This window comes from Caulobacter sp. GW821-FHT11E10, assembly GCF_058808375.1.
Genome location: NZ_JBXARP010000005.1, coordinates 80,417 through 102,004 on the forward strand (window position 1 = coordinate 80,417; position 21,588 = coordinate 102,004).

General features: G+C 68.3%; 22 protein-coding genes. 5 read left to right on the top strand and 17 right to left on the bottom strand.

Features of this window, described 5'->3' with window-relative positions:
• Positions 1-81 precede the first annotated feature (81 nt).
• From AC1RRV_RS11430 to AC1RRV_RS11450, 5 genes are all read right to left on the bottom strand, one after another.
• On the bottom strand, positions 82-915 hold the full coding sequence (locus AC1RRV_RS11430) for a helix-turn-helix transcriptional regulator (RefSeq protein ID WP_492859744.1): 834 nt from the start codon (positions 913-915) through the stop codon (positions 82-84).
• Positions 916-928: 13 nt separating this feature from the next.
• Positions 929-1,900, bottom strand: coding sequence for an alpha/beta fold hydrolase (locus AC1RRV_RS11435; protein WP_492859745.1), 972 nt, complete (start codon positions 1,898-1,900; stop codon positions 929-931).
• A 17-nt stretch (positions 1,901-1,917) separates the two neighbouring features.
• Complete coding sequence (locus tag AC1RRV_RS11440) at positions 1,918-2,070, bottom strand: hypothetical protein (protein ID WP_492859746.1); 153 nt, start codon at positions 2,068-2,070, stop codon at positions 1,918-1,920.
• Positions 2,071-2,291: 221 nt separating this feature from the next.
• On the bottom strand, positions 2,292-3,293 hold the full coding sequence (locus tag AC1RRV_RS11445; protein WP_492859747.1) for a flippase-like domain-containing protein: 1,002 nt from the start codon (positions 3,291-3,293) through the stop codon (positions 2,292-2,294).
• Complete coding sequence (locus tag AC1RRV_RS11450; RefSeq protein WP_492859748.1) at positions 3,290-4,492, bottom strand: glycosyltransferase family 4 protein; 1,203 nt, start codon at positions 4,490-4,492, stop codon at positions 3,290-3,292. The genes AC1RRV_RS11445 and AC1RRV_RS11450 overlap by 4 nt, the downstream gene beginning before the upstream one ends.
• A gap of 398 nt (positions 4,493-4,890) precedes the next feature.
• On the opposite strand from AC1RRV_RS11450, the gene AC1RRV_RS11455 reads away from it, so the two are divergent.
• Entirely contained in the window at positions 4,891-5,649 is a 759-nt protein-coding gene (locus AC1RRV_RS11455) for a phosphocholine cytidylyltransferase family protein (protein ID WP_492859749.1), read from the top strand.
• Here the strand turns inward: AC1RRV_RS11455 and AC1RRV_RS11460 are convergent.
• From AC1RRV_RS11460 to AC1RRV_RS11480, 5 genes are read right to left on the bottom strand one after another with little or no spacing between them, the layout of a single operon-like run.
• On the bottom strand, positions 5,646-6,503 hold the full coding sequence (locus tag AC1RRV_RS11460) for a nucleotidyltransferase family protein (RefSeq protein ID WP_492859750.1): 858 nt from the start codon (positions 6,501-6,503) through the stop codon (positions 5,646-5,648). The two genes, AC1RRV_RS11455 and AC1RRV_RS11460, sit on opposite strands and share 4 nt — an antisense overlap.
• On the bottom strand, positions 6,407-7,561 hold the full coding sequence (bcerS, locus tag AC1RRV_RS11465; RefSeq protein WP_492859752.1) for a ceramide synthase: 1,155 nt from the start codon (positions 7,559-7,561) through the stop codon (positions 6,407-6,409). The genes AC1RRV_RS11460 and bcerS overlap by 97 nt, the downstream gene beginning before the upstream one ends.
• Positions 7,561-8,622 (bottom strand): LptF/LptG family permease, encoded by a 1,062-nt coding sequence (locus AC1RRV_RS11470; protein ID WP_492859753.1) that lies wholly within the window; start codon positions 8,620-8,622, stop codon positions 7,561-7,563. The genes bcerS and AC1RRV_RS11470 overlap by 1 nt, the downstream gene beginning before the upstream one ends.
• Positions 8,619-9,839: an LptF/LptG family permease gene (locus AC1RRV_RS11475; protein ID WP_492859755.1), complete on the bottom strand. Its 1,221-nt coding sequence runs from the start codon at positions 9,837-9,839 to the stop codon at positions 8,619-8,621. Before AC1RRV_RS11475 ends, AC1RRV_RS11470 begins: the two co-directional genes overlap by 4 nt.
• Positions 9,836-10,273, bottom strand: a complete 438-nt coding sequence (locus AC1RRV_RS11480; RefSeq protein ID WP_492859756.1) for an HIT family protein — start codon at positions 10,271-10,273, stop codon at positions 9,836-9,838. The genes AC1RRV_RS11475 and AC1RRV_RS11480 overlap by 4 nt, the downstream gene beginning before the upstream one ends.
• 144 nt (positions 10,274-10,417) lie before the next feature.
• On the opposite strand from AC1RRV_RS11480, the gene AC1RRV_RS11485 reads away from it, so the two are divergent.
• A complete protein-coding gene (locus AC1RRV_RS11485) occupies positions 10,418-10,954 on the top strand; it encodes a DUF2141 domain-containing protein (protein ID WP_492859758.1) in 537 nt (178 codons plus the stop codon).
• Here AC1RRV_RS11485 and AC1RRV_RS11490 read toward each other — a convergent pair.
• Entirely contained in the window at positions 10,947-11,846 is a 900-nt protein-coding gene (locus AC1RRV_RS11490; protein WP_492859759.1) for a metallophosphoesterase family protein, read from the bottom strand. The two genes, AC1RRV_RS11485 and AC1RRV_RS11490, sit on opposite strands and share 8 nt — an antisense overlap.
• Before the next feature lie 89 nt (positions 11,847-11,935).
• On the opposite strand from AC1RRV_RS11490, the gene AC1RRV_RS11495 reads away from it, so the two are divergent.
• The 3 genes from AC1RRV_RS11495 to AC1RRV_RS11505 are packed head-to-tail and all read left to right on the top strand — an operon-like array spanning position 11,936 to position 14,849.
• Complete coding sequence (locus AC1RRV_RS11495) at positions 11,936-13,063, top strand: CDP-alcohol phosphatidyltransferase family protein (RefSeq protein ID WP_492859761.1); 1,128 nt, start codon at positions 11,936-11,938, stop codon at positions 13,061-13,063.
• Entirely contained in the window at positions 12,982-13,974 is a 993-nt protein-coding gene (locus tag AC1RRV_RS11500; RefSeq protein ID WP_492859762.1) for a diacylglycerol/lipid kinase family protein, read from the top strand. The genes AC1RRV_RS11495 and AC1RRV_RS11500 overlap by 82 nt, the downstream gene beginning before the upstream one ends.
• On the top strand, positions 13,971-14,849 hold the full coding sequence (locus tag AC1RRV_RS11505) for a hypothetical protein (protein ID WP_492859763.1): 879 nt from the start codon (positions 13,971-13,973) through the stop codon (positions 14,847-14,849). The genes AC1RRV_RS11500 and AC1RRV_RS11505 overlap by 4 nt, the downstream gene beginning before the upstream one ends.
• A gap of 71 nt (positions 14,850-14,920) precedes the next feature.
• Here the strand turns inward: AC1RRV_RS11505 and spt are convergent, their stop codons facing one another.
• The 6 genes from spt to AC1RRV_RS11535 form a co-directional block, all read right to left on the bottom strand.
• Positions 14,921-16,135, bottom strand: coding sequence for a serine palmitoyltransferase (spt, locus tag AC1RRV_RS11510; RefSeq protein WP_492859765.1), 1,215 nt, complete (start codon positions 16,133-16,135; stop codon positions 14,921-14,923).
• A 3-nt stretch (positions 16,136-16,138) separates the two neighbouring features.
• On the bottom strand, positions 16,139-16,390 hold the full coding sequence (locus AC1RRV_RS11515) for an acyl carrier protein (protein WP_492859766.1): 252 nt from the start codon (positions 16,388-16,390) through the stop codon (positions 16,139-16,141).
• Between the two features lie 77 nt (positions 16,391-16,467).
• Positions 16,468-17,409: a ceramide reductase gene (cerR, locus tag AC1RRV_RS11520; protein WP_492859767.1), complete on the bottom strand. Its 942-nt coding sequence runs from the start codon at positions 17,407-17,409 to the stop codon at positions 16,468-16,470.
• Complete coding sequence (locus AC1RRV_RS11525) at positions 17,409-19,127, bottom strand: fatty acyl-AMP ligase (RefSeq protein ID WP_492859768.1); 1,719 nt, start codon at positions 19,125-19,127, stop codon at positions 17,409-17,411. The genes cerR and AC1RRV_RS11525 overlap by 1 nt, the downstream gene beginning before the upstream one ends.
• Positions 19,090-20,463, bottom strand: a complete 1,374-nt coding sequence (locus AC1RRV_RS11530; RefSeq protein WP_492859769.1) for a lipopolysaccharide biosynthesis protein — start codon at positions 20,461-20,463, stop codon at positions 19,090-19,092. Before AC1RRV_RS11530 ends, AC1RRV_RS11525 begins: the two co-directional genes overlap by 38 nt.
• Positions 20,460-21,587, bottom strand: a complete 1,128-nt coding sequence (locus AC1RRV_RS11535; RefSeq protein WP_492859770.1) for a CDP-glycerol glycerophosphotransferase family protein — start codon at positions 21,585-21,587, stop codon at positions 20,460-20,462. The genes AC1RRV_RS11530 and AC1RRV_RS11535 overlap by 4 nt, the downstream gene beginning before the upstream one ends.
• Position 21,588 lies beyond the last annotated feature (1 nt).

Here is a 21,588-nt window from a genome sequence, read left to right on the forward strand (position 1 = left end):
AGAGTCCACCCTCTTGGTAGTCCTGCGACGGAAGGGTTTCAATGCCAAAATACAGGATGATATCCTGCAATATGGGACTTTCTATCCAGGGCGCACCGACCGCTGGAACTCTGCCGGGGTGCGGTCATACGCCTGTCTGAACGCCGCGCTGAAATGGCTGTGGCTGGAGAAGCCCAGGTCCAGCGCCAGATTCGTCAGGTGGTCGTAGCTGTCCAATAGGTCCAGCGCCCGGGCCAGGCGCAGACGCAACTGGTAGCGATAGAGCGGCACGCCCTCGACTTGCTGGAAGACCTGGGTGAGGTAGACAGGCGAAACCCCGACCTCGGCGGCGATCTCGGCCAGGGTCCAGCGGCGGCCCAGGTCAGAGGCCAGGACCAGCTTGGCGCGGTCGACGAGCTTTTGGCGGCTCCAACTGGCGGCGGAGGCGTGCGACGTCCGCTCGCCCAGCGCTCGGCGCACCAGGGTCAGGCTGAGCGTCTCGGCCTCGAGCGTCTCGATCGTCCCGCGCGCCAGACTGTGCTTCAGGAGGGCGACCAGAGCCTGGGCGCGGGGATCGATGCGCCGCCGCTGCCGCTCGAAAGCGACCTCGGGGCCGCTCCGCCTCTGATCCTTCGGCGTCATCTCGGCCAGCATCTCATGGCTCAGCGACAGCGAAAGGCAGGCGTCGCCGCCCTCGACCGGGTGGCTGACGCGGAAGCCTTCGTCACTGTTGAAGAACAATACCTGGTTCGGCTCGGCCACCGCGTCGCGGTCGCCGCCCAGGTGGTGCATGAAGACGCCGCGATAGGGGAAAACCAGATGCGCGCCGTGGGCGCACTCCTCGCCGCTCTTGTGACGGCACCCACCGTCGCAGACCACGTCGTATAGCGACACGGTCGGCGTATCGAGCAGTTGCTGGACGGCGTATCCGCTCACGCGCTTGGATCCTCTACGCGATCCGCCAGAGACGTCGCGCTTCCTCGGCGACGATATGGGGATACTCCTCGGGGAAGAACAGCTTGGCTTCGGGAATTCTGCGTACGCCCTCCACGCGCGGCAGCACCCGGGCCAGGTAGTCGGGATTGTCCTTGGCGAAGATGTCGTCGTTCATCCCCCAGATCACCCGAACGGGAATGTCCAGCTTGCGCAGAGAGGCTTCGATCCCCGCCAGCGGATTGGGCTTCAGGCCCAGGGCGTAGCGGTTGGCGAGGTCCTTGCGCTCGACCGATTGCAGGATCGGGCCGAGATACTGTTCGATCGCCGCGTCGGTCGGGTGGGCCGGATTGGAAAAGCACATGCCGCCCAGGCCGTCCGGCGCACGGGCCTTGGCCTTGTCCTTCAGCCACGGTTCCAGCCAGGCGTCGGGCCAGATGCCCATTTCCGCCAGTTCGAACACGGGCGTCAGGGCCGGCGGCGGGCTGTCGGGCTCGACGTCGCAATTGGTCAGAAGCAGGCTTCGGACCCGCTGCGGATGCCGGATGGCCAACAACTGGGCCACCGCGCCGCCGCTGTCGTTGGCCACCAGGTCGAAGGTGTCGACCTTCAGCGCGTCGAGGAAGGCGATCAGCATCTTCACCTGATCGTCCGGCGCCACCGACTTGCCGGCCAGGACCTCGGTGAAGCCCAGGCCCATGGAGTCGGGCGCGAGACACCGCCGATGCTGGGAAAGGCGGTCGATCGCGCCGCGCCACTGGAAGCCGCTCAGCGGAAAACCGTGCAGGAACAGCGCCGTAGGGCCAGATCCTCGATCGACATAGGCGGTCCGGCCATAGGGCGTGGCCTGGAAGCGGCGCTCGAGGGTCCAGCGCCTGGCGGCCTCGGCGTCATTCTGGGCGTCGGTCGCCTGGGCCCGAGCGACGCCGGTCAGCAGGGCCGTGGCGGCGAGGCCGGTGGAGGCGGCCAGCCATCGGCGTCGGCTCATGTGGGAGGTCATTGCGCTTACGCCTCCGAGTTGGCGATGGCTGTCTGGGCCTCGCCCAGGCGCACGGCGCATTCCTCGCAGCAGACCTCGACGGTCCGGCCGCCGATGGTGACGGTGATGATGTCGGTTTCCAGCTCGCAGTCGCAAGCGGCGCAGGTCTTGGGGGTCATGGAGACTCCGTGAGCTTTGGTGATGTGTTGAAGGCTCGGCGCGCCACGAGGCGACGGACACGGAAGCGGCCAGGGCGATCGCGATCCCGCCCAACCCGGCTCCGGCCGATCCGGTCCGTCGCGGTCAGGATCGCGCGCCCGGCGTCAAACGATGGGAGAGGTCGATTTGAAGGGAAGGGCGCATGAGCGATCCGGCGGGTTTCTGACCCGACGGATAAGCCTCAGGCGGTCGCCGCTTCGCTGTCGGATTCTTTAGCGATCGCGATGGGGGCGGGTGTCGTGCGCCAGAGGGCCAGACCGATCCCACCCAGCACCAGCTCCCGCAGTCGGCGCAGCAGCGACAGCGCCAGCGCCTGGTCAGGGGTCAGGCCCAGCGCGCCGCCCAGCAGCAGGTAGCCTCCCTCCTGGACCCCCAGGGCGCCGGGAATGGCGAAGCCGACGACCTTGGCGGTCTGGGCTAAGCCCTCGACGATCAGCGCCTGCAGCAGGGTGGGCTGCAGGCCCAGCGCCCACATGGCCACATAGGTCTCGAAGGCGCCGGCGATCCAGGCGGCCATGTGCCAGGCCCAGGAGGCGAACAGGTTGGCGCGCTGGCGGCCGATGACCCGGAAGGCCTCGCCCAACTCGCCGACCCGATGGGCCACGGCGCTCCAGCGCTGCGAGAATTGGCCCAGGCGCCGTCCGACGCCCGCCTTGTGGGCGATGAAGAGGCCGACGGCGATCGCGGCGACGACGCCGACCAGAGCCAGACCGGTCAGGGCGAGGCGCGGGTCCTTCAACGTGACCATCGCCACCACCAGGCTCGTCAGGACCAGCAGCACCAGGCCCACGGTTCCGGCCAGTACGTCGACGACGCAGGCGGCGGTGGCCTCGGCCATCGTCACGCCGTTGCGCGCCGACAGCTTGGCGCGGACGACGTCGCCGCCGATCTGCGCCACCGGCAGCAGGGCGTTGACGGCTTCCTTGATCAGCCGGACGCGGAACAGGAAGGCCGGGGACGGGCGACGGCCGGGCGCCAGCAGGACCTGCCACCCGACGGTGGCCAGGAAGGTGACGGGCAGGTGGGCCAGGATCACCGGGATCGCCTGCCAACCGACGGTCTGGACGATCTCGCGGACGGCGCCGGCGCCATGGGTGGCGAGCAGGATCGCCAGCAGGGCGACCCCGACCGTCAACAATCCGCCTCGCCAGGGTGAAGGCTTGTCCGCCGCCTCGGTCGTCATGCCGCTGAGCGCGCTCGCGTGACGGGCGCGGCGCCGAGCTCGCGATAGACGTCCAACACCGATCCGCAGATCTCGGGCCAGTCGTAGCGGGCGCTGGTGGCGCGGGCGGCGCGGCCCAGACGTAACCGGCGCATCGGTTCAGAGATCAGGCCCTGGATCGCGGCGGCGTAGGCCTCGGCGTCCGGGCGTTCGACCAGCACGCCGTCCTGGCCGTCCGCGATCAGGGCGCTGGTGCTGGGCGCGCGCGGGCACAGCACGGTGAGGCCCGCCGCCATCCCTTCCAGGGTGGCGTTGCCGAAGGCCTCGGTCAGGCTGGGATTGAAGAGGATGTCGGCGCTGGACACCGCGCGGCCCAAAGCCTCGCCGTCGAGGTGGCCGGTGAACACCGCTTCGGGCAAGCGCCCCTCCAGGTACGCGCGCGCCGGGCCATCGCCGATGATCAGCGGACGGATCGGCTGGTCGCGCAAGTGGACGAGGGAGTCGGCTAGGACATCCAGGCCCTTCTCCATGACCAGGCGACCCAGGAAGGCGACGACTATCTCGTGGTCGGCGATTCCCAGCGACCGACGCCAGGCGTTGTCCCGGCGGGCGGGGGCGAAGCGGTCGCGGTCGACACCCCGTCCCCAGACCCGAACGCGCGCGCCCAGGCCCTGTTCGCGCAGCAGCTCCGCCATGGGAGCGTTTGGGGCCAGCACACGGTCACAGCGGCGGTAGAAACGGTCCAGATAGCGCTCGATGCGCGGACGCAGCCAGTCCAGGCCGTAATAGGTCAGGTAGGTCTCGAACCGAGTATGCAGGCTGGCCACGACGGGCAGACCCTTCCGACGGCCCCAGCGGCCGGCCTGCGCGCCCAACAGGTCGGGGGCGGACAGGTGGATGGCGGTCGGCTGGAACCGCGCGAGGTCGGCGCGCAGCGCGCGAGTCAGGCCCATGGCCAGACGGTACTCGCCGCGACCAGGAATAGCGACAGACGGCGCCGAGACCAATTCGCCCGCGGGCTCGAAGGCCGGTGTGTCGGTCGTCGGCGAATAGACGCGCACCTGGGCGCCCGCCTCGATCAGATAGGCCGCCAGGCGGTTCAGCGCCTGGTTCGAGCCATCGCGCGTGTAGTTGTAGTTGCCGGAAAACAGCGCCAGGCGCAGGCCTTCGGCGGGCTTTTCCTCAGGGGACCGACGACTGGATCTTGGCGCGAGCTGCACGACGCCTCCGTTGATTGCGTATCGAGGCCCCGCCCAGTCTTCCCTATGACAATGGGCATATGGTGGAAGGGTTCAGATCCCGGAAGGGGCGCCTGGGCCCGACGCGACAATCTTCAGGACGAGCCGAGCTTCAGGACGAGCCGAGCCCAAGCTGAACCATGGGTCGCAACAGCCAAGCGCGTTCAAGCGCGCCGCCACCGTCACCTATTGGGCGCGGTCGCCGAAAAACCGTCGCCGGGGGCTTGCGCCGCGACGTCATGACCGGCTTTTGACAACCCGCGAAGACTTGCCGAGAGGCGGGTTCGTGCTCAGTTATGCGATCGCGGCCGCCAGGCGCGTGGTCCTACGATTCCTTGGGGGCGAAGAAGGCCCCCATTCCAGCGAGATTTCGAAACGTCATGCAGCCGGTCAAGACCCTCATCCTCAGCGCTGGTCAGGGCAAGCGGCTGTCGCCGCTGACCGATGACCGCCCCAAGTGCCTGGTCGACCTGGCCGGGCGCACGGTGCTGGAGTGGCAGCTTCGCCACCTGCATCAGGCGGGTGTCACCGAGGCGGTGGTGGTCACCGGATTCCGCAGCGATTTGGTCGAGGCCGAGGTCGCGCGCGTCAAGCTGCCGGGCATGACGATCCGCACACTCTACAATCCGTTCTACAGCGTGACCGACAATCTCGCGACCTGCTGGCTGGCGCGTGAAGAGATGCGCGGGCCGTTCATGATCCTCAACGGCGACACCCTGTTCGAGCCGGCGATCGCCGAGCGCTTGATCAGCGCGCCGGCCGCGCCGATCACGGTGACGGTCGACCGCAAGCTCAGCGGCTATGACGCCGATGACATGAAGGTGCTGACCGACGGCGACGCCCTGCGCGCCATCGGCAAGACGATCGCCGAGTACGACGCCGAGTCGATCGGCTTCCTGCGTTTCGACGCCGAGGGCGGGGCGCTGTTCGTCAAGACGCTGGAGGCGATCATGCGCACGCCGGAAGGCCTGAAGCGCTGGTATCTCAGCGTCATCAACGAGATCGCCCATCAGCACGACGTGGTGCGCGTGCGCTCGATCGAAGGCCTGGACTGGGCCGAGATGGACTTCCCGGAAGACCTGGTCCGCAACCGCGCCCTGACGACGGCCTGGGCGGCCCAGGAAGCCGTGACGGCCTAGGGGCAGGCCTCGCCGACCAGTTGCCTGACCAAATCCAGATCCGACGGCTTGTCGACGTCCACCGCGGCTAAACCGTCGTGGGCGCGGACAGCGGCCGCCTTGACGCCGGCCAGCTTGCCCAGTCGCGCCACGGCCTGGTCCAGGGTCAGCAGACCCAGGGCGTAGCGGATCAGGAACGACGGCCCCAGCATGGCGGCGATCTTCCAGGGCTGTTTGCGCAGCGCTTCGACCTTGCGCCACAGCTGGACGACGCCCATCGCGGTCTCGTCGCGCAGCAGGAACAGGTTGCAACCCGAATAGCGACCGTCCTGGAACTTCAGATAGGTCCGCTTGGTCTGGGGCGCGGCCTCGCGCACACGGGCTTCCGGGGCCAGCAGCACGGCCACGTCAGCCCAGTCCGGCGTGTCGGCCAGGAACTGGGTGATCCACTCCGGCTTGAGCAGGGCATGGTCGACAGTGGTCACCACCAGCGGAAAGCCCAGTGTGCCGGCGCCTTCGGCGACGCTCTGGCTGGGGCCGGCGGCGGTCGGCAGGACCACGGCCTTGGAGTTGGCCAGGGCCGAGCGGATCGCCTCGTCATTGGCGGAGACGCCGATCGTCGCCGCGCCGGAGGCTTCGACGGCCCCCAGCACGCGCGCCAACAGGGTCTGGCCCTGCAGGACGATCAGGCCCTTGTGGCCGACGCCCGCGTAGGCGGCGGCCGGGTCGACCTCGCCGGGCCGCGAGCCGGCCAGGATCAGCGCCTTGAAAGGCTGGATCACAGGGCCTTCTCGTAGATCCGATAGGTCTTGTAGTGCGTGCCGCCAACGTTCTCGGCGATGTGGGTCATGGCCTTGTTGGCCTCCAGCACCCACGAGATCTCGTAGCGATTGTAGCCCAGGCTCATCGCCGTATCGCGGCTGGCCTTCATCAGCCAGAACGGCAGCATGCGGCCGCGCTGGGTGGACGAGAACTTCTTCTTCACGCCCATCAGCGGGATCCGCGCCGATTTCACGCCCTTGACCTTCAGGCGCCACAGCAGCTTGGCCCAGCCGAACGGCAGCAGCTTGCCCTTCAGGTCGGCGATGGCTTCGTTGACGTTGGGCAGGAAGACCACCACGCCGGCCGCTTCGCCGTCGATCTCGGCGAACCAGATCAGGCGCTTGTCGATCACCTGCTTGAGAGCCTTGCCCAGCTGGGCGGTTTCGGCCTCGGTGGTCGGCGTGAAGCCCCAATTGTCCTTCCAGGCATCGTTGAGGATATCCGTCAGCGTCTGGACCTCCTCATCATAGCGTTTCATGTCCAGCTGGCGCAGCACCACGCCGGTGGGCAGGCCGCGCTTGACGCGACGTTGGGCGATCTCAGGGATGTCTCCGGTCTCATCGGCCCGATAGGCGAACACGTCCTGGGCCTTGGCGTAGCCCTGCTGTTCGACGCGCTTGCCCGCATAGGCCGGGTCATGGCCCATCAGGATCATCGGCGGAGTGTCGAAGCCCCAGACCAGCAGGCCGACCTCTTCATTGATCGACAGGTTGAACGGACCCACCACGTGGGTGCGGCCCCGGGCGTGCAGCCAGTCCTCGGCCGCGCGGAACAGGATCTGGAAGACGGCCGCATCGTCCTCGGCAGCGATCATGCCGAAATGGCCGTCCAGGCGGCCCGGCGTCGGCTGGGGCGTGAGGGCGTCGATCTGGGCGCTGATCCGGCCCACGTCGCGACCGCCGCGCGTGGCCAGGAACAGCTGGACCTCGGCATGGGCGAAGAACGGATTGGTCTTCGGCGTCAGGGCCTCGGTGCGCTCCAGGAACAGCGGCGTGATCCAGTTGGGATCCTTGGCGTTCAGGCGGGCGGGCAGGGCGATGAAGCGCTTCAGCTCGTCGGGGGTCTTGACCGGGATGACCGCGAGGTCGGCGTTCGTCGAGTCGAAAGGCATCACCCCTCCAGGGCCAAGAAGGTTCGCACGGCGAGGGCGCCGAAGATCGCAGGGGCGGCCCAGACGGCCAGGAACGGCGACAGCGCGCCGGACTCGCCCAGCGCCGTCAGCATGCCGTTGGTGACCAGGAAGACGAGGCCGGCCGCCAGACCCACCGTCAGCAGCACCGCGCCCTGGCCGCTGCGGAAGTTGGCCAGGGCCACTGGCGCGCTCAGCAGCAGCATGACCAGCGCCACGAACGGACTGGCGAAGGCCGCCTGGAAATGAGTGGCGTAGAAGCTCTCGGGCCGGTCCGAGCCGCCGTTCTGGAGCGCCCGGCGGGCCGAGGCGGCGGTGGGCATGGCGTCCTCGCCGAACAGGCCCTGCACGTCCTGTGGCCTCAGGGCGGTGGGCCAGGTGGTGGAGGCCGCGCTCGAGCTCTGGGCCAGATCGCCGGTGAAGCGGGTGGTCTTGGGCTGGTCCAGGGTCCAGGCCTCGCCGTCATAGCGGGCCTTGGGCGCCTCGAGCTTCTCGATCAGTATGCCCTTGGCGTCGCGACGGAAGATGGTGAGGGTGTTGATCTCACGACCATCGGCGGTGGCCGTGGCGCCGGTGACGAGGTCAGGGCCGGCGCGGAAGGTGCGCGGGGCGGGAACCTTGCGCTCGGCGACCGGCGTGGTGTTGCGCCACCAGTCCGCCAGGGCCGGGTCGGCGCGGGGCGCCAGGACCTGGCCGCACAGGGCGTCCAGCAGCATCACCGCGATCGCGGCGGGCACGGCCATGCCCACGATGCGATAGCCCGAGATTCCGCTGGCGCGCATGGCGACGACCGCGCTCTCGCGAGCCAGTTGCGAGAAGGCGAACAGGCCCCCCGCCAGCACGGAGATCGGCGCGACCTGCTCGAACAGGCGCGGCACGCGCAGGGCGGCGTAATAGGCGATGCCGCCGGCGCCCAGGCCCCGCTCGAGAATGTCAGGCGTCACATCCAGCAGATCGAGCATCTGCAGGATGGACATCAGGATCAGGGCCGCGACCAGGATGCGGGTGGCGACGATCCGCAGGACGTAGAACTGCAGGTTCATGCGTGACGTCGCTTCTTCGGCTTGGGCAGGGCGCGGATGAAGCGCGCGATCAGATTGTTGATGCGGCGGACCAAACGCGAGACCGGCGTATCGCCGGGGCGGGTGCGGCTGCCGATAAACAGCCAGACGGCCAGGGCGGCGAACACGGAGAAGGGGACCCAGATCGCCGGGAATGGCGGGATCATGCCGACCTTGGCCATGCCTTGGCCCAGCAGCAGCGAGTGCTGGAAGGACAGCAGCAGCAGGCCGGCCATGACCAGGCCCGGCGCTCGGTTGCCTCGCTTGGAGGCAAGGCCCAGCGGGAAGGCCAGCAGCGGCAGGAACGGCATGAAGATCGCCCGCGCCCAGCGGCCATAGAGCTCGCTGAGCAACGTCTCCTTGGAGACCACCGGCTTGGCGGACTTGGCCTGCCTGGCCAGTTCGCCAAGCGTCAGCTCGCGTTCGTCGCCGCCCCGCGCGCGCAGCAGGACCGCCGCGGCCGACAGCGGCGTTTGGGTGGTCAGGCTGTCGAAGGCCAGGTTGCGATACGCGCCGGTGGCGTCGTGGGCGATCCGACGGCCGTCGCGCAAATCCATGGTGATGGTCTTGCCGCCCTCGTCCAACTTCAGGTCAGCGGAGGCGGCGGTGATGATCTCTTCCTGGCCGCGGGCGTCCAGACGGCGGATGAAGACCCGCGTCAGGCGTTGGCCGGCAATGTCGGCGGTGTCGGCCGTGAGCAGCGAGCCCTTGTCGTCGATGAAAGCCCCGCCCGCCAGGCGCCCGTTCCAGCCGGCGTTGACCGCAGCGTGCATGACCGCGCGGAAAGTATAGCGGCTGTAGGGCTGCATGTAGCCGAACACGACCAGGCTGAAGACCATCAGGAACACGCCGACCGCCAGGAACGGCGCGGCGATCCGCTCCAGCGACTGGCCGCTGGCCAGCAGTGCGTCGATTTCCGAGCCGTCCGACAGTTTCGCGATGACGATGAACAGAGCGACGAAGAAGGCCACGGGCAGCGCCAGCCCGATGTAGTGCGGCACCAGATTGGCGGCCAGCTGGGCCACGTACCCGAAACGGGCGCTGCTCTGGGACAGCACGTCCAGCAGGCGTAAGGTGCGCTCCAGCAGGAGAGCCACGACGGTGACGCCCAGACAGGCCACCAGCGGCCAGAACAGGAGGCGCAGGAGGTAGCGGTCGATCAGGCGAAGGCCGCCGGCTTGCAGGTCCTTGGCGCTCACGCTTGGCCCCAGGCTTGGGCAAAGCGGACGGCGAGGCGCTCGACGGTCTCGGACGAGAGCTCCACGGCCGAGCCCAGAGCGGGCGCGGCGGGCCAACCGGTGTCAGGGAAGGGCACGCCTTCGTGCTCGCGCGAGCCCGAATAGCGCGGCAGCACATGGAAGTGGACGTCTTTGTCGACCATCATCAGCATCAGGTAGTTGATCTTCTCGTAGTCGACAGCGGCCTTGAGTAGGCGCTCAATCCCCGCGACGGCGACCTGCAGGTCGGCGAACGCCTCGGGACTCACTTCGGAGAACGCCTGAACAGCTTCCTTGCACACCAGGACCAAAGACCCAAATGTCGGTTGCTTGGGACGAACGAGAATGAGCCAGTGATCGGTCTCCGCGATCTTGGAACCGGGATAGCCGAACGCCAGGGCTGTGGGATTGGTCATGAGAAAGCCGGAACTTCAGGCTGATGTCGGCCCGGAACCAGTCAAGCTCGGATGAATCCATCCGATCCCGACTGGCTCCAGAGTCAAAGTTTGAAGCGCGCCGAGGCGCGCTCTGCGCGTAACAATAGGGATGCGGCCTTTTACATGGAAGCACGATCCGTTCTCGTCGGCGCGTTGTTGGCGGCGTTCGCGGCGGGCGGGATCGTCTGCGCGCAGACCGCGGCGCGCCAGCTGACGGAGCCCACGAGCGCCGCGCGTTCGCTGACGGACAAGGAGTGTGTCGGCCGCAAGACCGCGACGCGACTGAATGTGCAGGTCGGCGCGCTGCGCTCGAACGCGGGCAACGTGATCGTCACGGTCTATCCGGGAGACCCCAGCCGCTTCATGGCCCCGCGCGGCAAGCTGGCCCGCCAGCGCGTGACCACCTCGGCCCCGATGAGCCAGACCTGCTTCTGGCTGCCGTCGGCGACCGAGGCCTATGCCGTGTTCGTCTATCACGACGCCAACGGCGACCGGGAACTGGACCGCAGCGCGGCGGGCATGCCGACCGAGGGCTACGGCTTTTCGAACGATGCTCCGACCAAGTTCGGTACGCCGTCGTTCGACGCGGTACGCTTTGGGGTGAAGCCGGTCGGCGAGACGACGATTCGCATCAAGGTGCGCTACCCGTCGACTAAGTGATGTCCGCGAGGCTGTAGCGGCCCAGTTCGCTGAGGCTTTCGCGACCCGGCTCGATGCCGCGCGCGACGACTCGCGCGCGATGGCCGCCTCCGGGGCGGGATTCGATCTCGATCACATGCCAGCGAGCCGGCGAATGGCCCGTAGGCTTGGCTGAGGCGGAGGAGACGCCCAGCACCGGGATCGTCGAACCGTTCGGGCCGGGAACGGCGCCGACCAGGCATTCATGGGCGTGACCGTGGAGGACGAGGTCCGCGCCGCGCGCCGCAAGGACCGCGCGCAGGGCCTCCTGGTCCTCCAGCGCCTTACGCTTGACCACGGCGCCCCTCTGCGGCGGGTGGTGCAGCACCACCATGCGGAAGAGGCTCGCATAGGCCGGGTCGGCCAGGGCCACGTCCAGGCGCTGAAGCTGGTCCTCGCCCAGGCGGCCGGTCGCCAGGTGGGGGGCGGTTCGCACGGCCGAGCACAGATTGAAGATCGCCACCGGGCCGCGCACGCGAACTTGAGGGAAGGCGGTCTCGCCGTGATCGCCCAACCAGGGTGTCCAGGCGCTGAACCGCTCCGCGCCGCCCGGGCCGGCTAGGGCGTCGTGATTGCCTGGGCTGACCGTGAAGTCCTTGGGCTCGCCCAGGGTCTCGAGCCAGGCGCGCGCCGCCGCGATCTCCGTACGCGAAGCAAAGTTGGTGAGATCGCCGCTGATCACCACATGGTCGGGGGCGGCTGTCTTCAGGTCGGCGACCAGCGCCGCCAGCACCTCGGGCAGATGAACCTCGCGCTTCCGGCGCCAGGCGATGCGGCTCAACAGGCGTTTGGTGAAGACGTCTTTCCAACCGAACGCGCCCGGCGGCGGCGGCAGGTGGGGATCGGAGAGGTGCGCGATGCGGTATATGGACAAGACGGTGCGGGTCGTTCTGGTCGAAGCTGCCGAAGCTGCTTATCAATCGGCTCGGGATTCAAGGGGTTTATCTGTCTTTGAGCGTTGAAATGCAAAACGTGGCGGGCTCGGCGCCGCGCGCCCTGACCGTCGGCGAGGCCGGCGGTCGGATCTGGGGCATGAGTTCGCCCGAGCGCCTGTCGCGCATCTATCGGCGCCTGGAGCTGATCGAGACGCCTGTCGTCGACCTGTCGCATGCGGTGGTGGCGGTCGACGCCGGTTGGGTGTTCGACGAGTCGCTGATCAAGGCGCTGGCCGGCCGCGAGGGCGCGGTGCTGGTCGATGACACCGGCCGCGCCGTGGCCGTCCATGCGCCGGCCGAACTGGCCTATGCCGCTTGCGACGCGCTGGCCGCCGGTCAGGATCCCTCGGCCTTGGACCCGCGCCTGACGCGCCTCTCGGCGTTGGAGCTGGGGTCGGCCTATAACAGCGCCCTGCGCAAGCGCGAACCGCCAGTGCTGGAGCGTCTGACGCCGCAAACCGTGCGCGCCGTCGAGAAGCGCCTGTTCCAGGGCTCCTACAAGGGCGTCACCGACGTCGTCACCAAGTATGTCTGGCCGACGCCCGCGCGGATCGTGACCCGCTGGTGCGCGATCGCCAGGATGACGCCGAACCAGGTGACCTTCATCGGGTTCCTGCTGACCCTGGCCGCCACCTGGCTATTCTGGCATGGCCAGTTCGGCTGGGGCCTGCTCTGCGCCTGGATCATGACCTTCCTCGACACCGTCGACGGGAAGCTGGCCCGGGTGACTCTGACCTCGTCCAAGTGGGGCAATGTCTTTGACCACGGCATCGACCTGCTGCACCCGCCGTTCTGGTGGTGGGCCTGGTTCGTCGGCGTCTACGCGGTCGGCCAGTCCATTCCCTATGCGGGCCTCAGCCTGGCCATCGTCATCGGCGGCTACGTGGCCCAGCGGGTCGAGGAGGGGATCTTCCTGGCCCTCTTCAAGCTGGAGATGCACGCTTGGCGCCCGTTCGACAGCTTCTTCCGCCTGATCACGGCGCGCCGGAACCCGAACCTGATCCTGATGACCGCGTGTGTCCTCGTCGGCAGACCCGACGTCGGCTTCACCCTGGTGGCGATCTGGACCGCGGTGTGCTTCGTGGTGCACGCCATCCAGATCCTGCAAGGCTTGGCCGCGCCGAAGGGCTCTATCCAATCGTGGCTGTCGAAATGACGCGTATCGGGGTCGTTCGCAATCCGAAGAGCCATGGGAACCAGGCTCGTCCGCCCGGGCCGCCGCCCGAGGGCGTGCGCCTGGTCGAGCCGCACGGACGCGAGGCCCTGAAGACCGCGCTGGGGGACTTCGCCCGCGACGGGCTGGACCTTCTGATCATCGATGGCGGCGACGGCACGGTCCGCGATGTCATCAGCCTTCTGCCGCACACCTTCGGCGAGAACCTGCCGATGCTGGCGGTGCTGCCTTCGGGCAAGACCAACGTGCTGGCCATCGACCTGGGCACGCCAAAGGACTGGCGGCTGGAGGAGGCGCTGATCGCGGCCCGCCGCGCCGAGCCGACCGTCAAGTCGCGCCCGCCTCTACGGGTCAGTTGGGCGGACGGACGTCCCTGCCTGCAAGGCTTCTTCTTCGGGGTCGGCGCGCCGGTGAAGGCCACCAACCTGGCGCAGCGCGCCCACAAGATCGGCTTCTTCCACAACCTGGCCGTGGCCGTGACCATCCTGACGGCGACACTGGGCGCGCTCTTCGGGGGCGCGCGCGACGAATGGCGCGAGGGCGTGCCGACCAAGCTCAGCCTCGATGGCGACCTCCAGCCCGGCAGCGAACGCTTCGCGGTCCTGGCGACGGCGCTCAAACGCCTGCCCTTCGGCGTGAAGCCCTTCGGCGAACCTCGCGAGGGCCTGAAGCTTCTGGACGTCGACGCGCCGCCGCGACGTCTCCTGAAGGCCCTGCCGATGGTGCTGAGCGGCAAGGCCGAGCCACAGCTCGAGGGCATGGGCTATCGCCGCCGTGACCCCGGCGTGGTCACCCTGGGCGGCGGTGCGCCGTTCGTGCTGGACGGCGAGATGTTCGAGGGCGGTGACCTGACGATCGCTCTCGGACCGGCGCTGAGGTTCCTGGTCGGATGAGCAGCCTTCGCGACCTCGTCGCGGCCGAACTCTCCACGCCGACGCCCGCGCCGATCACGGCCTTCGCCGAATATCTGACGACGATCTTTCCCGACGTACGAGGCGTGTTGTTCTACGGCTCGATCTTGCGGACCGGCGATCTTTCCGGGGTGCTGGACTACTACGTCCTGACCGAGCGACCGCCGGCGGGGTGGCGCGGCTTCTTCACGCGTATCCTGTGGCCGGACGTCAGCTATCACGAGCTGGAGCACGACGGTCAGGTCCTGCGGGCCAAGGTGGCTTCGATGACCCTGGCCCAGTTCCAGCGCGCCACGAGCGGGGCGGGGGCGGACACGACCATCTGGGCGCGTTTCGTTCAGCCCTGCGCCTTGACCTGGGCGGCGGAGGGCGCCCGCGAGGCGGTGATCGACGCCGTCACCCAAGCCTGTCGGACAGCGGCCCGCTTCGCCCAGGCTCTAGGGCAGGTCGGCGCCGCGCCGCAAGCGTTGTGGACCGCCCTGTTCCGGGAAACCTACAAGGCCGAGTTGCGGGTCGAGAAAGCCGGCCGGGAGGTCTCGATCCTGACCTTTGACCCCCAGCGCTATGACCACGTCCTGGACGCCGTCTGGCGCGACGAGGGGACGGTCATGGCCGAGGGGGAGCGCTTGCGCCTCCGGAAGGCCTGGGGGCGGCGCAGGCTGGCCGGAAAGCCGCTGAACGTGGCGCGGCTGGTCAAGGCGGCCTTCACCTTCCAGGGCGCGGCGCGCTACGCCGCCTGGAAGATCCAGCGACACACGGGGGTGGCGGTCGAGGTCACGCCCTGGCGAGAGCGGCATCCGATCCTGTCGGCCCCTGGCGTACTGCTGAGGGTCTGGAGCGCTCGGCGAAGGGGCTGACGCCATGCCACCGACAAACAAAAACGCCCGGGCGTGAGCCCGGGCGTCTTCGTTCGCGTGGCGAGAAGCTCTTAGGCGCGGGCGCGCTTCAGGGGCTCGATGACGCCGAGAGCCGCGCCGATTTCGGCGAAGGTCTTCAGGACGGCGTCGATTTGCTCGTCGGTATGGGCGGCGCTGACGCTGGCGCGCAGCAGCGGACGGCTGTCCGGCGTGGCGGGCGGCAGGGCCAGGTTCAGATAGACGCCGGCCTGCAGCAGGCCATTCCACATCGCGATGGCGCGTTCCTGGTCCGGCATGGTGGTGGCGACCACCGGGCTGGCGGTCGGGCCGGTGTGGAAGCCCATGGTCGTCAGGCCGTCGTACAGGCGCTTGGCGTTGTGGTTCAGGCGATCGCGCAGCTCGGGCTGCTCAATCATGCGGCGCAGAGCCGTCACGGTCGAGGCGACCACGGCCGGCGGCAGCGAGGCGGTGAACATGTACGGACGGCAGACGACGCGCATGACGTCGAAGTCGTCCATGTTCGAGACGCAGAAGCCGCCGATGGCGCCCAGGCTCTTGGAGAAGGTGCCGACGATGAAGTCGACGTCGTCTTCCACGCCGGCCGCTTCGGCGAGGCCACGGCCGGTCGCGCCCAGCACGCCCATCGAGTGGGCTTCGTCGACGAGCAGGTAGCCGCCCATCTCGCGCTTGATCGCGGCGATTTCCTTGAGCGGCGCGACATCGCCGATCATCGAGTAGACGCCTTCGACCACGATCAGGCGTTCACCGGGCGCGTCGCCCAGGCGACGCAGGCGCTTGGCCAGGTCTTCGGGGTCGTTGTGGCGGAAGCGGATGACCTCGGCGTGGCCGAGACGCGAGCCGTCGTAGATCGAGGCGTGGCTGTCGGCGTCGAGGATCAGGTGGTCGCCGCGGCCGACCAGGGTCGACAGCACGCCCAGATTGGCCTGGTAGCCGGTCGTGAAGACCATGGCGTGCTTGCGGCCGTAGAACTTGGCCAACTCGGTCTCCAGCTCGACGTGAGCCTCGAAACTGCCGTTGGCGATGCGCGAGCCGGTCGTGCCGGTGCCGCGCTCCTGGACGGCCTTCACCGAGGCGGCGATCGCCTCCTGGTCGAAGGTGAGGCCCAGATAGTTGTTGGTGCCCAGCAGGATGGTCGGTCGACCATCCACGATGCCTTCGGTCGGCGAGGTCACAGCGTCGAAGCGGATCTTGAAGGGATCAGCGCCCGCTTGCTGGATGGCCTTGTACGCGTCGCGATAGGCCAGGTGCTTATCGAATAGCCCCATTAGTTAAGCCCTAGTCCGGAGATCATTGATCAGTTTGGAGAGATCGCCAGCGGTCTCGACAGAGGCCAGACGATCAAGGGGAATGGAGATGTCGAAGGTGTCTTCGAGCTCCATGATGATGTTCATGAGGGCAAGGGAGTCCACGGCGAGGTCACGACCGATATGCGACTCCGAACGCACCTCGACGGCCCGTCCCAGAACCTTGCTCGTCGCCACCCCGATCTCGCGCAAGCTGAGATCTGTAACCGTTTCCATTCTAAACCAAACCTCCGGGAGCCCCACCCGTGACACTACTGTAACGGCGAGTCTGTCAGATTTCCGCCATATTTGAACTAGGCGACGATATTTTTGGGCAGCCAGCCCTCTTCACGGTACCAATCGACGGTGTGAGCAAAGCCGTCGAGCAGGCCGAAGACGCTGGGTACTCCCTCCGCCATCGGAGCGCTAGATAGGGTCCAATCCGCGTGAAGCAACTCCCTGACCTTGCCTGAACAGAAGACCGAGGGGGTGTTCGAGGCGTAAGACCAAGCATCCGCAAGGGTTCCGGCGATCCGCAGGGCCCCGTCTGGAAGCCTTATCAGACGCGGCTTTGCGCCCATGACGGCCGCCGCGCCGCTCATGATTTCCGTCCAAGTGTATCCGTCGCGCCGCACATCGGAAAGCTCGACAAGGCCTAAAACCGGCCTTCTGCAGAAAGCAAGCAGCTTGGCCACGGCGTCCTGAACGTGAATCATCGCGATCCGCGTGGTCGGCGACAGCACGGGCAGCACCGGACTCCTGGCCGCGAACTGGAAGAGGCCGAGGGTCTCGGTGTCGCCTGGGCCGTAGATGGCCGGCGGCCGCACGATCAGCGCATCGGGAGAGATCTCACGGACGGCGTCCTCGCCCGCGCGCTTGCTGGCGGCGTAGTTCGACAGCCGCGGTTCGCGGGCGGCGAGGCTGGAGACCAGGATGAACCGGGCCCCGGCGGCCTTGGCGGCCAGGGCGGCGGCGCGGGCGCCGTCGCGATTGACCGCGTTGAAACTGTCCAGCGAGGCGGCCTTGATCAGGCCGGCGACGTGAATGACCACCTCGGCGCCCTGGCACAGGCGATTCAGCGCGCCGGGGGTCTTGAGATCGCCAGTGACGACCTCGACCTCGATGTCGCGCCAGGATGGGTGGATCGGGTCGCGTCGGACCAGCACGCGGGGCGTCCAGCCGTCCAGAGCGAGGGCGCGGACCAGATGGCGGCCCAGGAAGCCCGTGGCTCCGGTGACGGCGACGACCCCCGACATCAGTCGCCGTAGGCGCCGGCCAGATAGGCCGTGCGGGCCTTGGAGCGGCTCAACTTGCCCGACGAGGTCTGGGGCAGGGCGTGGGCGCCGACCAGCTTCACCTTGGCGTCGACGCCGTGGCGGGTGCGCAGCAGGGTGGAGACCGACTCCACCAGCGTCGCGCGGCTGTCGGCGTCGCCGCCGCGGGCCTGGACCAGCACGACGATCTGGTCTTCCGGCTCGGCCGGGATGGCGAAGGCGCAGACGTCGCCGCTGCGCAGGCCATCGATCTCGTGATCGGCCGTCCATTCAAGGTCTTGCGGCCAGATGTTGCGACCATTGAGGATGATCAAGTCCTTGGCGCGGCCGGTGATGACGATCTCGCCTTCGATGACGAAGCCGATGTCACCCGTATCGAGCCAGCCATCGGCCGACAGCACGCGGGCGCTCTCTTCCGGATTGGCGAAGTAGCCGCTCATCACCGAGGGGCCCTTGGCGAAGATGCGACCGACGCCGCGCTCGGGCAGCACCTTGCCGTCCTCGCCGCGCACTTCCAGGAAGTGGCCGGGCAGGGCGGGGCCACAGCGAGCGAAGTCGCGGGCGCGCTCCGAGCCTTCCGGGGCGTCGACGGCCACGGCGTCGCGTTCCAGGCGTTCGACATCCAGGGTCTCGGCGCGCAGGCCCAGGCCCAGCGGGGCCATGGACAGGGCCAGGGTCGCCTCGGCCATGCCGTAGCTGGCCACGAACGCCTTGTCGGAGAAGCCGGCGGGGCCGAAGGCCTCGACGAAGGCCTTCAGCGGCGGCATGCGGATCATGTCGCCGCCCAGGCCGGCGCTGCGCCAGTGGCTGAGCTCGTAGGCGTCCAGCGGCTGGCCCTGCACGCGGCGAGCGCACAGTTCGTAGCCGAAGGTCGGGCTGTAGGCGATTGTCGCCTTGTTGCGGCCGATCAAGTCGATCCACAGCAGCGGTCGACGAACGAACGCGCCGGTGGGCAGCAGGTCGACCGACATCTGGCAGCTGAGAGGGCTGAGCAGGAAACCGATCAGGCCCATGTCGTGATAGAGCGGCAGCCACGAGATGGCGCGGTCTTCGGCGGTCACATTCAGGCCGTCGCGGGTGATGGCCACGCAGTTGGCCATCAGGGCTTCGTGGCGCACCAGGACGCCGGTCGGGGTGCGGGTGCTGCCCGACGAGAACTGCAGGTAGCAGGGGTCTTCCGGCTTGATGGTCGGCAGCGTCGCGCCGCCGTCCTCGGGCAGGTCGGCCAGCACGCCGGCGAAGGCCAGGCCCGCGCGCTCGCCGATCTCGACCACCCAGTCCTTCAAGCCGACCGGGCCGATCAGGATCTTGGCCTTGGCCGAGCCGGCCAGGTTCTTGATCTGCTCGATATAGGCCTCGCGGCCGCCCAGCGGGGTTGGCAGGGCCATCGGCGCGGGCAGCAGGCCGGCGTACTGGCAGGCGAAGAAGGCGCGCACGAAGTCGCCATCGGTCTCGGCCAGCAGGGCCACGCTGTCGCCGACCTGGGCGCCGGTGGCCAGCAGGCGGCGAGCCAGCAAGACAGCCTCCTCGCGCAGCTTGGCGTAGGGCAGGGCCTCGACCAGTTCGCCGCGTAGCGAATAGAGGTTGATCCCCGTCTCGCCGGTGGCGGCGAAGTCGAGGGTCTGCGTCAGGGTCGGAAAGTCGGCGAACCGAACGGTGCGGTCAGACGCCGTGGGCGTGATCATAACTGGGGCCTTCATCGTCTTTATTCGTGCGGGCGGAGTCTTCTTCCGCCGCGAGTCGGGCGAGCCTGCGGCGCGCCATGAAATACATGCCGACGGCCATGGCCAAAGCGGCCGCAACCAGAGCGGCGCCCGCGCCGGTCAGGCCGAACGTGGTGATCAGCGGAACGAGGGCCGCGAGATAGGCGATAACGACCACGAGGCGTACAGCCAAGGCCGAACCGGCGGCGCGCATCGAAACCAGCATAGGTTCCAGCGGCAGGGTCATCACGCCGACGGCGGCGGCGGCCACCTGCCAATTCATCACGCCCGCGGCCGCGCCATAGCTGTGACCCATGACGGTCTCGAGAATCCAGCGACCCGCCAGCAGGCTGACGAGCAGCAGAACGCCGGCCGCCGCGCCGCCGATCAAGGCGATCTGCGCGGCCAGCTTGCTCATGGCCTGCTGGCCACCGGAGGCGCGCATCCTGGCCAGTTCGGGATAGAGCGCCGGCACCATCAGGCGCGCGGGCTTGGCCATGCCGTCGGCGACCTGCTTGCCGATCCGCCAGAAGGCGGCCTGGACCGGCCCCAAGATCGCGCCCACCGCCATGGTCAGCACGTGGGTGAAGCCGACATCCAGCGTGCCGGAGAAGTTGGTCGCCAAAGCGAAGCGCCAGACGCCAGGGAAGCCCTCGCTGGTCGCGCCGGCCAGGGTGAAGCCCTTGAGCAGACCGCGCCGGTTGAGGTCCCAGATGGCGATCGAGGCGATGTAGAGGAACGAGGCGAAGGTGCCGGCGGCCCAGGCCAGCATGAAATACGGTAGCGGAGCGTTGGTCGCGGCGCAGATCGCGCAGCCGATCATCCGCACGAACGAGCTGATCGCCTGTTCGGCGGCCAGGAAGCGGAAGCGGTCGAACAGGCGTAGCAAACCCACGCCCGTGGCCGAGGTCATCACCCCGATCGACAGGGCGTAGAGGGCGCCATAGCCGTGCGTGCCGTCCGGCCAGCGCAGCTCCTGCCAGAAGAACCAGGCGCCCGCCACGCCGAGGATCACGCCCACGACGCCGCTGATCAGGTCCAGCAGCAGCGACAGGCGCAACACCTGCTGGAACTTCGGCTTGTCGTTATCGATCAGGGGCCCCGCGCCGTAGGTGATCAGGGTCTGCCACGACTGGAAGTGGGCCACTTCGCCGAAGAATTGGGCGAAGGCGTTGATCAGGACCAGGACGCCGAACGTCTCCTTGCCCAGGCTGCGCGCGGTCAGGGCGATATAGGCCAGGCCCACGACGGCGTTGACCACCCGACCGCTCAACAGCTGGCCGGCGTTGGCGAGAACCTTCTTCAGGGGCGAGGTCGAGACCGCGTCGGTCATGCCACGCGCTCCAGCTTCTCGACGATGGCGCGGGCAGCGCGCACCGAGGCTGGGACGTTGCTGACGTCGAAGGTTTCGTCGATCCCCCAGGTCTGGGCCTCGCGATAGTCGCCATGCGAAGCGAAGGCCTCGTCCAGCCCCTCGGGCAGGCGGCCGATGGTCTCCAGCACGGGGCCGTACAGCCAGTGGTGGAAGCTCGGATCGCCGCACCAGGACGCGCCGCTGGAATTGAGGAACAGGCACGGCTTGGGCGTGCGCAGGAACTCGTAGACCTGGCTGGATACATCGCCGAGATAGAGGTCGGCGGCCTTGGTGTAGGTCATGTCCGCCGCCGCCGGTCCGCCCAGGTCGACATGGATGCGCGGGTGCTCGGCATAGGCCTTGAACGCCGCGCGCTCGTCGGCGGAGGCCGTCTCGAATAGCCGGATATGCGGCGCGAAGATCAGGTTGTAGCGGTCGTTGGCCGCGAAGAAGTCCAACACCTGCTTGCCCCATTTGGGCCAGGAGCCGAGCTCCCCGTGGAAGTGCGGATTGTACAGCACCACGGGACCGGGCAGGTCGAAGCGTGGCGGGGCGCGCTGGGGCAGGTCATCGACCAGGTCGAACTTGGGATAGCCGACCATGGCGCAGGTGTCTTCGGTGACCCAGCCTTCCTGCAGCATGCGGTCGCGCTGTTTGCGGCCGGCGGCCATGACCAGGTCGAAGACCTTCAGGCGCGGCTCGAACGGTCCCTCGCGGTCGCCCGCGCCATGCTGGGTATAGACCAGCAGCGGCCGGCGCACGCCGATGCGGCGCAGCAGGGCTGTGGTGCGCTCGGGCGTGATCACCGCGTCGTAGCGGGCCAGGCGGGGGGCGTTGAGGATCAGCATCGGCGCCTTGGGCGGGGCGCCCGCGCCGCCGAGACGGCGCAGCCAGGCCGGCGGCAGCAGCACGAGCTCGATAGGCGCGCCGCCAAGCTCGGCCAGCAGACCCGCGACGTAGTCCAGCGAGTCGGACGTGGTCGCGGCGATCTCGACCTTGATGGCCGGCCAGCGTCTGGCCATGACGACGGCCACCGACAGGCTGTGCCAGACCTGATGGTGTTGCGCGATGTAGAGGAAGCAGACGCGTTTGCCGGCGGCCACG